Here is a 14449-nt window from a genome sequence, read left to right on the forward strand (position 1 = left end):
CGCAGATGTGGCGCTACGTCCTCCGGCGACTCCTGCAGGCCATCCCGGTCTTCATCGGCACCACGCTGCTCATCTACGCGATGGTGTTCGCGTTGCCGGGCGACCCGATCCAGGCGCTGGCGGGGGACAAGCCCATCCCGGAGTCGGTACAGCAGGCCCTGCGGGCGCGGTACAACCTCGACGACCCGCTGCTCGTCCAGTACGGCAAGTACATGCTGGGCCTGCTGCAGGGCGACCTCGGCGAGAACTACACCGGCCAGAAGGTCTCGGAGATGCTGAGCGGGCGGTGGGGCGTGACCGTGCAGCTCGCCCTCACCGCCTGGATCTTCGAGCTGCTGGTCGGGATCGCGCTGGGCGTGTGGGCCGGGCTGCGGCGCGGCAAGCTGGCCGACACGCTGGTGCTGGGCGGCACCACGCTGATGATCGCCGTCCCGGTGTTCGTGCTCGGCTACACCGCGCAGATCCTGCTGGGCGTGCAGTGGTCGATCTTCCCGACCGCCGGGACCGACGACGGCTGGCCGCTCAGCTACCTGCTGCCGGGCATGGTGCTGGGGTCGCTGGGGCTGTCGTACGTGGCGCGGCTGACCCGCACCAGCCTGGCCGAGAACCTGCGCGCCGACTACGTCCGCACCGCCCGGGCCAAGGGCCTCACCCGCGCCCGGGTGGTGGGACGGCACACGCTGCGCAACTCGCTGATCCCCGTGGTGACCTATCTCGGCGTCGACTTCGGCACGCTGATGGGCGGCGCGATCGTCACCGAGGGGATCTTCAACCTGCCCGGCATCGGCCAGCAGGTGTTCCAGTCGATCCAGCTGAAGGAGGGCCCGGTGGTGGTCGGCGCGGTCACCGTGCTGGTGCTGATCTTCCTGGCGGTCAACCTGGTCGTGGACCTGCTCTACGGGGTGCTGGACCCCCGGATCCGGTACGAGTGACGGCCCGGGACGAATGATGGTGAAGATGAAGGACACGGACGACGGCCCCGCCGTCGCGGAGGCCGGCGGCGTGGTCGGGGGCGGCCGCCAGGCGTCGCTGTGGCACGACGCCTGGCACGACCTGCGGCGCCGCTGGGTGTTCTGGTGGGCGGCGGCGGTCCTGCTGCTGGTCGCGGTGATGGCGGCGGTGCCCGGGCTGTTCACCGACCTCGGCGAGAACGAGAACTGCGACCCCAACCGGGCCCGGCTGTCGCCCGGCGGCGACCACCCGTTCGGCACCGACCTGGCCGGCTGCGACTACTACGCGCACGTCGTGCACGGCGCCCGCCCGACGCTGCTGATCGGCGTCGCGGTGACGCTGTTCGCGCTGGCGATCGCGATGGTGTTCGGGATGCTGGCGGGCTACTACGGCGGGCTGCTGGACACCGTCGTCGCCCGGATCACCGACGTGTTCTTCGGGCTGCCGTTCGTGCTGGGCGCCACCGTCATCCTGGTCGCCTTCCCCGGCCACGGCATCGGCGCGATGACGCTGGTGCTGGTGCTGCTGGGCTGGACCACCATGATCCGGATCATGCGGGCGCAGGTGATCGCGGTGCGGGACGCCGACTACGTGCAGGCGGCCCGGCTGCTGGGCGCCTCGGACCGGCGGATCATGCTGCGGCACATCCTGCCCAACGCGCTGGCCCCGGTGATCGTGGTGGCCACCCTGAACGTGGGCAACGTGATCTCCGGCGAGGCGACGCTGGACTTCCTCGGCGTCGGCCTGCAGTACCCCCAGGTGTCCTGGGGGCTCCAGCTGAACCTGGCGCAGTCCTACTTCGTCGAGCACCCGCACCTGCTGCTCTTCCCCGCGGTGTTCCTGTCGGCGACCGTGCTGAGCTTCCTGATGCTCGGCGACGCCGTCCGCGACGCCCTCGACCCGAAACTGCGGTGACCATGGCCCCGCCGATGGCGAAAACGGAGCAAGCGGCCCCGCTGCTGGAGGTGGCCGACCTGCACGTGGAGTTCCGCGTGCGCGACCAGGACGTCCGGGCCGTCAACGGGCTCTCCTACACGCTGGCCGAGGGCGAGACGGTGGCGATCCTCGGCGAGTCGGGGTCGGGCAAGAGCGTCGCCGCGCAGGCGGTGATGGGCATCCTCGACACCCCGCCCGCCCGGATCACCAAGGGCTCGGTACGGCTGCGCGGGGAGGAGCTGCTCGGCCTGTCCGAGCGGCGCCGCCGCGAGTACCGCGGCGACCGGATCTCGATGATCTTCCAGGACGCGCTGACCGCGCTGAACCCGGTCTTCACCGTCGGCGACCAGATCTGCGAGATGTTCCAGGTGCACCGCGGGATGCGCCGCAAGGAGGCCAGGGCCAAGACGATCGAGCTGATGGAGCGGGTGCGGATCCCCTCGCCCCGGGAGCGGCTGGGCGACTACCCGCACCTGTTCTCCGGCGGCATGCGCCAGCGCATCATGATCGCGATGGCGCTGGCGCTGGAGCCCGACGTGCTGATCGCCGACGAGCCCACCACGGCGCTGGACGTGACCGTCCAGGCGCAGATCATGCGGCTGCTGGCCGACCTCCAGGACGAGTTCCGCATGGGCCTGGTGCTCATCACCCACGACCTCGGCGTGGTGGCCGGGGTCGCGGACCGGATCGTGGTCATGTACGCCGGTTCGGTGGCCGAGCAGGCCCCGGCCAAGGACCTGTACGCGCGGCCCGCGCACCCCTACACCAAGGGGCTGCTGGCGTCGGTGCCGCGCCTGGACCGCAGCGGCGAGCCGCTCGTTCCGATCAAGGGCGCGCCGCCCAACCCGGCCGCGCTGCCGTCCGGCTGCGCGTTCCGCCCGCGCTGCCCGCGCGCCGAGGCGGTCTGCGCGCAGGAGCGCCCGCCGCTGGTGGAGGTCGCGCCGGGGCACGCGGCCGCCTGCCATTTCGCTTCCGAGGTGCACGGTGCCGCGGAGGTGCACGGTGGCTGAGCCGATCCTGGAAGTGCGGAACCTGGTCAAGCACTACCCGGTCACCCAGGGCGTGGTGATCAAGCGCGAGGTGGGCCGGGTCAAGGCCGTGGACGGCGTCGACCTGGACCTGCGCCGCGGCGAGACCCTCGGCGTGGTCGGCGAGTCGGGCTGCGGCAAGTCCACGCTGGCCCGGCTGCTGCTGGCGGCCGAGCGTCCCAGCTCCGGGACGGTCCGGTTCGAGGGCCGCGACATCTTCACGCTGCCGCGCCGCGAGCTGCGCGCCCTGCGCCGCCGCATCCAGATGGTGCTCCAGGACCCCTACTCCTCGCTCAACCCCCGGATGACGGTCGGCGACATCGTCGGCGAGCCGTTCGCGATCCATCCGGAGGCCGCGCCCAAGGGGGAGCGGCGGACGCGGGTGCGGGAGCTGCTGGAGCTGGTCGGGCTCGACCCCGACCACGTCAACCGGTACCCGCACCAGTTCTCGGGCGGGCAGCGGCAGCGCGTCGGCATCGCCAGGGCGCTCGCGCTGCGTCCCGACGTGATCGTGTGCGACGAGCCGGTGTCCGCGCTGGACGTGTCCGTCCAGGCGCAGGTGATGAACCTGCTCGAGGAACTGCAGGACGAGCTGGGCCTGGCCTACGTGTTCATCGCCCACGACCTGGCCGCCGTCCGGCACATCTCGGACCGGGTCGCGGTCATGTACCTCGGAAAGGTCGTCGAGACGGGCGACGAGACCCGCATCTACGAGCACCCCACGCACCCCTACACGCAGGCCCTGCTGTCGGCGGTGCCGGTGCCCGACCCGGAGAAGGCGGGCCTGGACGGTCAGATCGTGCTGGAGGGCGAGCCGCCCTCGCCGCTGGACCCGCCGTCCGGGTGCCGCTTCCGCACCCGCTGCTGGAAGGCCGAGGACGTCTGCGCCGAGGAGGAGCCGTCCTTGACGGAACGTGCGGATTCGGCGCACCCGAGCGCCTGCCATTTCGCAGCCGAGCGGGCGCCCACCACCTGAGCGTGGCGAACAGTCTGGGTCGTAAAGTGGGGAACCATGGCACGGAAGGCAAAAGGGGCGCGGCTTCTCTCGGATCTCCACAAGATCGACGGTGGTGAGGCCGAGCTGCTGCGGGACGCCGACCGTGACGGCGGCTGGATGCTGTGCGTGGGCGGCGTCCCGCAGTCCTATGTGGACCTGACCGACCCGACCTATCTCGACTTCGAGTACATGCGGCTGATCGGCGACGTGGTCGACTGCATGGACGCCGATGTGAACGCCGACCCGAACGCCGGCCAGGGCGCCGGCCAGGGCGCCGTGCCGCGGGCGCTGGACGCCGTGCACATCGGCGGCGCGGGCTGCACGCTGCCGCGCTACATCGCGGCGACCCGTCCCGGCTCCCGCCAGGTGGTGTTCGAGCCGGACGGGGAGCTGGTCCGGCTGGTGCGCGAGCGGCTGCCGCTCCGGCGGGTCCCCGGCGTCAAGATCCGGATCACCGACGGCCGCTCCGGCACGGCCGCGCTCGCCGACCAGGTCGATGACCTGGTGGTCATGGACGCGTTCGCGGCGGCGTCCATGCCGGTCGAGCTGGCCACCCGCGAGTTCGCCCTGGAGGCCGCGCGGGTGCTGCGGCCCGGCGGGGTCTACCTGATGAACGTCGCCGACGGGTTCCGGCTGACCTTCAGCCGCCGGGTGGTCGCCACCGTCCGCTCGGTGTTCCGGCACGTGCTGCTGCTCGGCGAGCCCGGGGTGCTGCGCGGGCGGCGGTTCGGCAACCTGATCGTGGCCGCGTCCCGGCGGCCGCTGCCGACCGGCGAGCTGACCAGGCGCGCCGCCGGCGGCGCCTTCCCGGCCCGGCTGATGACGGGCGACGAGCTGGCCGGATTCTGCGCCGGCGCCGCGCCGCTGCGCGACGGCGAGCCCGTCGAGGCCCCGGTCCCGCCGCCGCAGGTCTTCGGCCGCTCATGACGGCGACGCGCGATCCCTCGGGCCCCGCCGGCGGCGGGGGGTTCGAGGAGCACCGGCCGCGGCTGCTGGGCATCGCCTACCGGATGCTCGGCGAGATGCAGGAGGCCGAGGACGCCGTCCAGGACGCCTACCTGCGCTGGGAAGCCGCCGACCGGGCCGCGATCGCGGCGCCCGCGGCCTGGCTGGCCAAGGTCGTCACCAACCTTTGCCTCAACCGGCTGACCTCGGCACGGGCGCGGCGCGAGTCCTACGTCGGGCCGTGGCTGCCCGAGCCGGTGCCGACCGGCGGCGGCGGCGCGCCGCCGCTGGGCCCGCTGGAGACCGTCCAGCAGCGCGAGTCGGTGTCGCTGGCGCTGCTCACGCTGATGGAGTCGCTCACCCCCGCCGAGCGCGCGGTGTTCGTGCTGCGCGAGGCGTTCGGGTACACCCACCGCGAGATCGGGGACGTGCTGGAGGTCAGCGAGGCGGCCAGCCGCCAGCTGCACCACCGCGCCCGGCAGCGGATCGGCGCGGCCGGAGGGCCGGCGGGGCCGCGGTACGCCCCCGACACGGGCCATTGGCGGCGGCTGGTCGAGCGGTTCCTGGACGCCGCCGCGCGCGGGGACGTGGCAGCCCTGGAGCGGCTCCTCGCCGCTGATGTGACCGCCTGGTCGGACGGTGGCGGCAAGGCCACCGCCGCGCGCCGCCCGGTCGTCGGCCGCGACCGCGTGCTGCGCTACGTGCTGAGCCTGACCCGCCGGGCGGACGGCCTGGAGATCACGATCGAGGAGTTCAACGGCGGCCCGGCGGCGGTCGTCCGGACCGGCGGGGAGATCACGGTGATCGCCGTGCTCACGATCGCGGACGACCGGGTGACCGGGCTGTTCAACGTCCTCAATCCCGACAAGCTCGCCCTCGCCCGCCGGGCGCTGTCACGTTGAGGGGAGCTGTCCGGTCCTAACCGATGACGAACGGCATCGGGAGGTCGACATGATCATTGTGACGGGAGCCAGCGGCACCTTGGGCCGGGCTGTCACGCCCCTGCTGCTGCGGGAGGGCGCCGAGGTGCACGGCCTGAGCCGCCGCGAGCGCGCCGCGGGCGAGGCGGGCCTGACCTGGCACCGGGGCGACCTGCGCACCGGAGAGGGCCTGGACGGGCTCGCCAAGGCCGCCGCGGGCGCGGACACCATCGTGCACTGCGCCACCGACCCGCGCCGCCACAGCGGCGATCTGGACGCGGCGCGCAACCTCATGGAGGCCGTACGGCGCGGCGGCGGCACGCCCCACCTCGTCTACATCTCGATCGTGGGGGCCGATCGCCATCCGCTGCGCTACTACAGCACCAAATACGCCGTGGAACGGCTCATCACCGGTTCCGGGCTGCCCTGCTCGGTGCTGCGCGCCACGCAGTTCCACGACCTGATCGCCAAGGTGCTGCGCTCCCTCTCCGCCGTGCCGGCCGTCCTGCCCGTCCCGGCGGGCATGCGCTTCCAAACGGTCGACACGGGCGAGGTCGCCGAGCGTCTGGCCGGGCTCGCCCTGCACGGCCCCGCCGGCCGGGTCGAAGTAATGGGCGGCCCGCAGATCCTCACCCTGGAGGAAATGGCCCGGGATTATCTCAGCGCGACCGGCCGCCGCCGGAGAGTGACCATTGTGCCGTTTCCCGGACGCGTCGCACGCGGTTTCCGGGACGGCCTCCACCTCGCCCCTGATCACGCCGTCGGCAAGGTGACCTGGGCCGACTTCCTGGCCGCCCGGAACGGCTGAGGCGCCGCCCGCGGGACGCCCCGGAACGCCCTGAGAGCAGCGCCTTCGGCCATCCGCCCTCGAAGACGCGCGCAATGTCCCATAATTGAGCGATGCAGTCGTCCACCCGAATTCTCATTCTTGGCATGGATGCGTCGGGCCGAATCCTCCAGTTCGATCGCAACGCCGCGGCCGTGCTGGCCGAGAATCCCGAGGACCTGCTGGGCGTTCGGCTGGGCGAGGTCATCCCGGGCGCGCAGGACCCGCTGGACGAGGCGCTGCGCTTCGAGCGGGAGCGCACCACCATGCTCACCATCGAATCCCGGCAGGGCGCCACCTACGACGCCGTGGTCACCGTCCACCCGATGAGCGGCGGCGACGCCGACATCCGCGGCGGAGCGAGGAATACCGCCCCGATCCTCGCCGGTGGGGCCGGGGGGACCGCCCTCCGGAACGACGCGGCGCCGGCCGCGCTCGCGGTCATCCGGGTCCCGGTGCCGCTGGCCGACCGGTTCCTGGACCCGGCGGTGATCCGGCGCGCCCTGCTCGAGGACTCGCTCCCGCGGCTGGGCTCCACCCTCGACCTGGAACTGCTGGCCCGCGGGCTGATGAGCGTGCTGGTCCCGAACTTCTGCAACTCCGGCGGCCTGCTGCTGATGGAGAGCCTGGTCGACGCCGACGAGGACCCGCCCCAGTCGCAGGACGGCACCTCCCCCCTGCTGCGCCGGATGGCCGTCGCCGCCGACGACGGCGACCAGGCCTGGGACGCCACCTTCCCCACCGGCGAGGTGCTCAGTTACCCCGACGGCACCCCGTACGTGCGGTGCATCGAGACCGGCGCGCCCGTGCTGGTCGGGCTGGGCGGCGAGGGCGCCGCCAGGATCGCCGACCGCTGGCGCCGCCCGCCGGTGGCCGACCTGCTCAAGGGCGCCTCCATGCTGATCCTGCCGATCTTCGCCGACGGCACGATGCTCGGCTTCTTCGTCTGCACCCGCAACGTGGCGCACCGCCCGTTCGACGCCTACGACATCGAGATCGGAATGGAGTTCGCCAGCCGCGCGGCGATCTTCATCGAGAGCGCCCGCCGCTACGGCCGGGAACGCGCCACCGCGCTCACCCTGCAGCGCAGCATGCTGCCCACCGACCTGTCCGCGCCGTCGTCGGTCGAGGTGCACCACCGCTACCTGCCCGGCAGCCGGCTCATCGAGGTCGGCGGCGACTGGTACGAGTCGATCGCGCTGCCCGGCGGCCGGGTCGCGCTCGTGGTCGGCGACGTGGCCGGGCACGGCGTGCGGGCCGCGGTCACGATGGGCCGGCTGCGCACCGCCATCCAGACCCTGGCCGCGCTCGACCTGCCGCCCGCCGAGGCGCTGGAACGGCTCGACTCGCTGATGAACACCCTGGGCGAACGCGAACCGCACTTCGCCACCTGCGCGTACGTCGTCTACGACGCGGTGAGCGGGCGCTGTGAGGTGGCCAGCGCCGGGCACCTGCCGCCGCTGCTGGCCCCGCCGAACGACGACGCCGCCTTCCTGGACGTCCCGCCCGCCCCGCCGCTGGGCATCGGCGACGGCCCGATCGTCACCCGCGAGTTCACCGTCGAGGACGGCACGCTGCTGTTCCTCTACACCGACGGGCTGGTGGAGAACCGGGCCCGCGACATCGACGACGGCCTGGCCCGGCTGCGCCGCACCTTCGCGCGCGGCGCCGCCGCCCGCCCCCTGGAGGACCTCTGCCAGGCCACCCTCGACGGCGTCTTCGACGACCAGCACCGCGACGACATCGCGATGCTGGTCGCCCGGCTGCGCCGAATCCCGGCCGACGACCACGTCTCCTGGGAACTGCCCGCCGACCCGGCCGCGGTGCGCCGCGCCCGGGGACTGGTCCGCGCCCGCCTCGGCCACTGGGGCCTGGCGGAACTGTCGCCCGCCACCGAACTGCTGGCCTCCGAACTGGTCACCAACGCCATCCGGCACGCCGGCGAGGACCGGATCACCCTGCGCCTGGTCCGCGAGGGCGGCCTGGTGTGCGAGGTCTACGACTCCTCCGACGGCCGGCCCCGCATCCGCCACCAGGACGGCGCCGACCCGGCCGAGTCGGGCCGCGGCCTGCACGTGGTCGGGCGCCTGTCACAGCGCTGGGGCGTCCGCCGCACCGCCACCGGCAAGGCCGTGTGGTGCGAACAGGAACTGCCCTGATCTTCAGCGCAGCACCGAGATGTGCACGTGGTCGTAATGGTTCTGGGTGATGCTGCCGCGGTCGCTCATCGGCCGCCAGCCGCCGCCCCGCACGTTCCAGATGTGCTGCCGCCAGATCACGTACGAGATGCCCAGGCGGCGCGCGTTGCCGACGGCGTACTGCGCCACCTGCTCCCCGTGCCGGACCGCGGTCGGACTCGGCATCCGGCCCCCGCCGCTCTCCATGAAGTCGCACGCCCGGCCGAGCCCGTGATCCTGTGCGTCGGCGCCGCTGCGAGTACAGCCGATGGTGGGGAACGGGCCGAACATCCCGTCCAACTCCATCACCACGGACCGCATCGTGGGCGTCATCAGGTTGCCGGTGATGAGCGAACGCGTCCCCTGAACGCCGTCCGGCCGGCCCGTCACCTGCGGCTGCTGCCGCCTCGGCGCCTTGTTCTTGGACGGAACCGCCGCCGAGTCCAGTCGCGCGATCCGGGTGCCGCGCGGCAGGATCCGCTGCAAGCTTTTGGCCAGCGTCCGGGTGTCGGCCTTGGGCGCGCTCACGACCAGCGCGTTGCCCTGCGGCATCCCGAGCGAACGCGCCTGCTCCCGCGACACGACCGCGTCCACGTCACCGATGCCCATGGCCGCGTACGCGGCCACCCGCACCCGCCCCGGACGGTCGCTGCGCCCCGCCTGGACGACCCCGCCCAGCGGTAGCGACCCGTCCTGGCTCATCGCGAACGACACCGCCAGCCCGCCCGTCGCGATCGTCTGCCACAACTGGTCGGACTCCGCCGACTGCGCAGGGACGAACGAACGGAACGACGACGGATCCACCCCCATCAGCCCCACCCGGCGCCCCGCGACCTGCGCGCGCGCCGCGTCCACCACCGTGACCCCCGCGACGCCCTTGAGCCGCCGCGCACGCTCCACTGCCGGCTCCGGAAGCGTCCCGTTGCCCGCGATCAGCAGATGCGGCGTGTAGCGCTTGGTCAGCGGAGCCACCGGCGGAGTCTGGTTGGCCGAACCACCGGTCACCGACACCAACCGGTCCCGCCCCGACTTCTTGTCACCGTCCAGACGCGACACCACCACGACCACATCGGCGACCAGGGTGACCACCAGCGCCGCCCCGATGACCGAGGGCAGCACCCTGCCCGCCCTCCTGCCCACCCAGCCCTCCTGTCATTGTGAGGGGGCGCCCCCCACACCCCCAGCGAGGGCTCCGCCCCCACACACCCCCTATGGGGCTTCGCCCCTTGCCCTTATGCGCGGGGAGGGGCGTTAGGGATAGGGGCTATGGGTTCATCGCCTGCGGTCCCGATGCCGCATATTAGACAGAGGGGTGTACACGGCGCCACCTAAGGCCGATCATGGCCTCTGGAGGCGTCAATCCCACCAGAAGGACCACCAGGTCTTGCCGCGGATCTCCTCGGCGTAGCCGGCCAGGGTGCCTGGGCCTTGGAAGAGGATGTCGGGGCAGAACGCCCAGTGCTCGGCCGCGACGTGGATCGCCTGGCGGGTCGTGACCGGCGGGGCGGCCACGCTGAGTTCCAGGGTGTTGAAGCCGAGCCCGATGACGCGGGCGCCGAAGCGTTCCTCCCAGCTGCGCACGACCGCCGCCAGGGGAGCGGTCCACTCGTTGTGGTTGAGCGCCCCCTGCCAGCCCAGCGCGGCCAAGGCGTCGGCGCCCCGGTCCACGGCCGCCAGTCCCAGCGACAGGCCCCGCCGTGCCAGCACGCGGGCGTGGCGGTCGGCCATCGCGTCGGGATCGTCGATGAGGTGGCCGGGCTCGGCCGGGCCGGGGCAGTGCAGCCCGAACGGGGCCAGGTCGTCGGCATCGTCCTCCGACGCCTGCTCCGACCAGTCGGTCCACACCTCGTACATGAACGCGCCGGGGGCGTAGTTGTCGATGTCGGCGACGGGCTCGGGGGCGACCTGCCCGGCCGCCCACGGCTGGTCGGTCTCGTCCAGCAGCAGCGGCCACAGCCCCGACCCGGGATGCTCGGCCCGCATCCGCGACCACAGCTCGCCGCCCACCGGCTCGTCGCTCAGCCAGAACGCGGGGCGCAGTACCAACTGGTGCTGCGGGTAGCCGGGGTCCGGCCAGACCACGTCCCCCTCGGGCAGCCCGGCCGACAGCGTCCGCTCGACGGTCGCGTCGGCGAACAGCTGGGGCAGGTTGCCCGGTAGGGCCGGCCGGAGCTCTACGTCGTCCATCTCTCGCCGTTCGGGTGCTCGTCGTGCCAACGGGGATCTTGGCACTCCGGAGATGTTAACGGCGTCGGCCCCGCCGGGGGGACCGGCCGCCAGGTTCGGTCGCCCCGGCCCGCGCCGGAGCGGCCGAACCCGGCCCGGGCTCACTCCTTGCGGCGGCCCCGCACCAGGTAGTCCACGGCCAGGGCGAGCATCCCTGCGCCGGTCAGCGCGCCGATCACGATCTGGTACCAGGTGCCGTCGGCCACTACCGAGGCCGAGACGTTGACCACCAGCAGGACGAGGAACAGCGTTCCGCGCTTTGCGTTGTCCATGGTTTCTTTCCTTCCTCGGGTTTCTACGGGGTTCCAGGGGAGCTCCGGCGCATCAGCGCGCGGGCGGGCAGGAGCATCGCAGCCGTGCCGGAGCCGGCCACCAGGACCAGCACCAGCACCGCGGGGACGGGCCGCACGGACGGCACCGGCAGGCCGACGGCCATCGCGAACGACAGCAGCGTCACCGCGGCGACCAGCGATCCGGCCACCAGCCCGGTGCCCAGCACGATCGCGGCCTCCAGCCGCAGCGACCGCAGCACCTGCCGCCGGGTCGCGCCCGTCAGCCGCAGCAGCGCGAACTCGCGGCGCCGCGCGCCCGTCGCCAGTGCGAGGGTGGTGACCAGGCCGATGACGACGAATCCGGCGATCGACGCGACCACCACGTAGCTCATGAAGCCCTCGACCCGCAGCTGCCGGGACACCTGCGCCCCGAACTCCCGGGCCGACACGACCCGGGCACCGGCGTAGCGGGCGGCGACCGGGCGCAGGTCGGCGCGGCCGCTCACCAGGACGTGGTCGTCCAGCGGGGACGTGGAGTGCGCGGCGACCAGGTCGCGGGGGAGCAGCACCTCGCCCAGGCCCAGCCCGCGCTCGTAGACCGCCACCACCCGCGGCCTGATCCGGGTGCCGTCGCCGAGCCACAGCGGCTTGATCGCACCCACCCGGGTCCCGCCCGCGACGTCCCGGCTGAGCGCCACGGTCTCGCCGCGCAGATCGCCGAGCCGGCCCGAGACGATCCCCGGGTCGGTGGTGCGGACGAGCCCTTCGGGCGCCACGCCGCGCGCGGGCAGCGACCGCAGCTGCTTCTCGCCCAGCTCGTTCACCGGCATGACCACCGTCGTCCGCTTCACGGCCGTCGCCGCGGTCACACCGGGGGTCCGCCGCACGGCCTGCGTCGCCTCGGCGGGCAGGCCGGGGCCCGCCGACACCAGCACCTGGTCGGCACGGGTGGCCTCACGGGATTGCACCTCCGTCGCGCGCACCATCGTCGACTGGACGAACAGCTGCGTGCCCGCGAACGCCACCGCCAGCGCCACCGGCGTCAGCACCGCCCCCGCGCGCAGCGCCGCCGCCCCCGCCGCGTGCGCGGCCAGGTCGCCGGCCAGCGGGTCCAGGCGGCGCGCCGGGCCGCCGAGCACCCGGACGCCCGTCCGGGCGATCAGCGGCCCCAGGAACGCGGTCGCCGTGATGAGTGAGATCACCAGCCCGCCCACCGACAGCGCGGCGGCCGAGCCGGAGGTCGCCGCGGACAGGCCCAGCGCGTTCAGCCCGAGCACGAAGAACAGCACGCCCGTGACCAGCCGCCACCTGGGCAGCCCGGGACGTTCGACCGCCGCCTCGCCCAGCGCCTGCACGGGCCGGATCCGCGTCGCCCGCAGCGACGCCAGGAGCGCGGACACGGCGGCGATGAGCAGCACGATCAGCAGCGCCGCCAGCGCCGGCGCGGGGCTCAGGGACAGGCCCAGCGCGTCCGGCAGCACGCCCTTGCGCGTCATCGCCGCGTGCATGGCGGCGCCGAGGGGCAGCGAGAGCGTCCCGCCGACCAGGCCCGCGGCGACCGCGGTCCGCGCGTTCTCCCGGACGATCCCGGCCCGCACCTGGCCCGGCGTCGCGCCGACCGCCCGCAGCAGCGCGAACTCGCGGGCGCGCTCGCGGATCGACAGCGCGATGAGCCCGCCCGCCACCAGCAGCGCCGTCATGATCGCCACGGCGCCGAGCGAGCTCGCCATCTCGATGACGTCGGGCCGTGCGGCGGCCGCGCTCGGGTCTTCGGCGTCCCCGCGGGCCGCGCCCGTGGACACCTTGAGGCCGGGGGCGGCCTTGCGGAGGCCGGCGGCGTCCACGTTTCCGTCCGCGATGACGAGGAGCGCGTCGGCGTGCGCCGGATGCCCGCTGAGCGCGGCGGCCGTCGGCGGGGCGAAGTACGCGCCCTCGGTGGCGACACCCGTCACGGTGTAGGGGCGCGGGCTGCCGTTGACCTGCAGCATCACCCGTTGCCCGAGCGGCGCGCCGGCCTCCAGGGCGACCTCATCGGCCGTCTGGGGAGGGCGTCCGGTGCGGACCTCGGAGAGGCGGGTCCAGGTGCGGCCGGTGAGCGCCCTGCCGTCGGCCGACGTCACGGGGAACGACACGTCCGCGATCACGTCCCGTACACCGGGCACGGTCTTGAGCCGCGCCGCCACGGCCACCGGTACGCGCGACCGCTCCGTCAGCGGCCGCCGCTGCGTCTCCGGGTCCGAACCCGGCTGCTTGATCCGCATGGAGACCGACTGCGGGCCCGTGACGACCGCCGCGGCCGGTCCGTACCGTCCGACCGGGGCGTGCGCCCGCAGCGCCGACTCCAGCAGCACCCCGCACGACCCGACCAGCGCCGCGGCGAACGCCAGCGTGACGAAGATCCCGTAGCGCGCCTTCACAACGTCTCCCAGCGGCGCAGCAACTGCTCGACCGTCGGCGCGGTCAGCTCGTCCACGACGCGGCCCTCGCTCAGGAACACCGCCGAGTCCGCCCAGGCCGCCGCCAGCGGGTCGTGGGTGACCAGCACGACGGTCTGCCCGGACACGTCCACGGCTTCCCGCAGCAGGCGCAGCACGTCCCGGGCGGTGCGCGGGTCCAGCGCCCCCGTGGGCTCGTCCGCGAACACCACCTCCGGCTCGGTGATGAGCGCGCGGGCGATCGCCGCGCGCTGCTGCTGCCCGCCCGACAACTCCGAGGGCCGGTGCCCGGCCCGCTCGGCCAGTCCCACCCGCCGCAGGATCGCCGCCACACGGGCCGGGTCGGGGTCGCGGCCCGCCAGCCGCAGCGGCAGCGTGACGTTCTGCTCCACGCTCATCGACGGGATCAGGTTGAACGCCTGGAAGACGAACCCGATCCGCTCCCGGCGCAGCCGCGTCAGCCTGGCCTCCTTCAGCGTGCCCAGGTCGACCTCGCCGATCCGCACCGAGCCCGACGTCGGACGGTCCAGGCCCGACGCGCAGTGCAGGAAGGTGCTCTTGCCCGACCCCGAAGGGCCCATCACGGCGGTGAGCCCGCCGCGCGGGAACGACCAGGTGACCTCGCGCAGCGCGGTGACGTCGCCGTAGGCCCTGGTCACCGCCTCCAGCCGCACCGCGCCATCCGTCTTCGTGAGCGTCCTCATCGTTCCCCTCGCTGACCGACCGTTTCTCACCT

At 73.6% G+C, this 14449-nt stretch carries 13 protein-coding genes; 8 read left to right on the top strand and 5 right to left on the bottom strand.

Annotation, left to right across the window (positions count from 1 at the left end; all coding sequences use genetic code 11):
• The first annotated feature begins 5 nt into the window (after positions 1–5).
• From ABD340_RS35665 to ABD340_RS35700, 8 genes are all read left to right on the top strand, one after another.
• On the top strand, positions 6–932 hold the full coding sequence (locus ABD340_RS35665; RefSeq protein WP_344595106.1) for an ABC transporter permease: 927 nt from the start codon (positions 6–8) through the stop codon (positions 930–932).
• Positions 933–957: 25 nt separating this feature from the next.
• On the top strand, positions 958–1866 hold the full coding sequence (locus ABD340_RS35670) for an ABC transporter permease (RefSeq protein ID WP_344595107.1): 909 nt from the start codon (positions 958–960) through the stop codon (positions 1864–1866).
• A gap of 14 nt (positions 1867–1880) precedes the next feature.
• Entirely contained in the window at positions 1881–2897 is a 1017-nt protein-coding gene (locus ABD340_RS35675; protein WP_344595108.1) for an ABC transporter ATP-binding protein, read from the top strand.
• A complete protein-coding gene (locus ABD340_RS35680) occupies positions 2890–3891 on the top strand; it encodes an ABC transporter ATP-binding protein (protein WP_344595109.1) in 1002 nt (333 codons plus the stop codon). Before ABD340_RS35675 ends, ABD340_RS35680 begins: the two co-directional genes overlap by 8 nt.
• Before the next feature lie 36 nt (positions 3892–3927).
• On the top strand, positions 3928–4839 hold the full coding sequence (locus ABD340_RS35685; protein WP_344595111.1) for a spermidine synthase: 912 nt from the start codon (positions 3928–3930) through the stop codon (positions 4837–4839).
• Positions 4836–5759: an RNA polymerase sigma-70 factor gene (locus ABD340_RS35690; protein ID WP_344595112.1), complete on the top strand. Its 924-nt coding sequence runs from the start codon at positions 4836–4838 to the stop codon at positions 5757–5759. Before ABD340_RS35685 ends, ABD340_RS35690 begins: the two co-directional genes overlap by 4 nt.
• A 49-nt stretch (positions 5760–5808) precedes the next feature.
• Positions 5809–6585: an SDR family oxidoreductase gene (locus ABD340_RS35695; RefSeq protein ID WP_344595114.1), complete on the top strand. Its 777-nt coding sequence runs from the start codon at positions 5809–5811 to the stop codon at positions 6583–6585.
• A gap of 125 nt (positions 6586–6710) precedes the next feature.
• Complete coding sequence (locus tag ABD340_RS35700; RefSeq protein ID WP_344595116.1) at positions 6711–8762, top strand: ATP-binding SpoIIE family protein phosphatase; 2052 nt, start codon at positions 6711–6713, stop codon at positions 8760–8762.
• Between the two features lie 3 nt (positions 8763–8765).
• Here ABD340_RS35700 and ABD340_RS35705 read toward each other — a convergent pair whose 3' ends face one another.
• The 5 genes from ABD340_RS35705 to ABD340_RS35725 all read right to left on the bottom strand — a co-directional run bounded on the left by ABD340_RS35705 (position 8766) and on the right by ABD340_RS35725 (position 14417).
• Entirely contained in the window at positions 8766–9920 is a 1155-nt protein-coding gene (locus ABD340_RS35705) for a VldE C-terminal domain-containing protein (protein WP_344595117.1), read from the bottom strand.
• Positions 9921–10136: 216 nt separating this feature from the next.
• Positions 10137–10967, bottom strand: a complete 831-nt coding sequence (locus tag ABD340_RS35710) for a DUF4253 domain-containing protein (protein ID WP_344595118.1) — start codon at positions 10965–10967, stop codon at positions 10137–10139.
• Between the two features lie 140 nt (positions 10968–11107).
• Positions 11108–11278, bottom strand: coding sequence for a hypothetical protein (locus ABD340_RS35715; RefSeq protein ID WP_344595119.1), 171 nt, complete (start codon positions 11276–11278; stop codon positions 11108–11110).
• Positions 11279–11301: 23 nt separating this feature from the next.
• Positions 11302–13695, bottom strand: a complete 2394-nt coding sequence (locus tag ABD340_RS35720) for an ABC transporter permease (RefSeq protein WP_344595120.1) — start codon at positions 13693–13695, stop codon at positions 11302–11304.
• Positions 13692–14417, bottom strand: coding sequence for an ABC transporter ATP-binding protein (locus tag ABD340_RS35725; RefSeq protein ID WP_344595121.1), 726 nt, complete (start codon positions 14415–14417; stop codon positions 13692–13694). The genes ABD340_RS35720 and ABD340_RS35725 overlap by 4 nt, the downstream gene beginning before the upstream one ends.
• Positions 14418–14449 lie beyond the last annotated feature (32 nt).

The organism is Actinomadura vinacea, from assembly GCF_039532545.1.
GTDB lineage: Bacteria > Actinomycetota > Actinomycetes > Streptosporangiales > Streptosporangiaceae > Spirillospora > Spirillospora vinacea.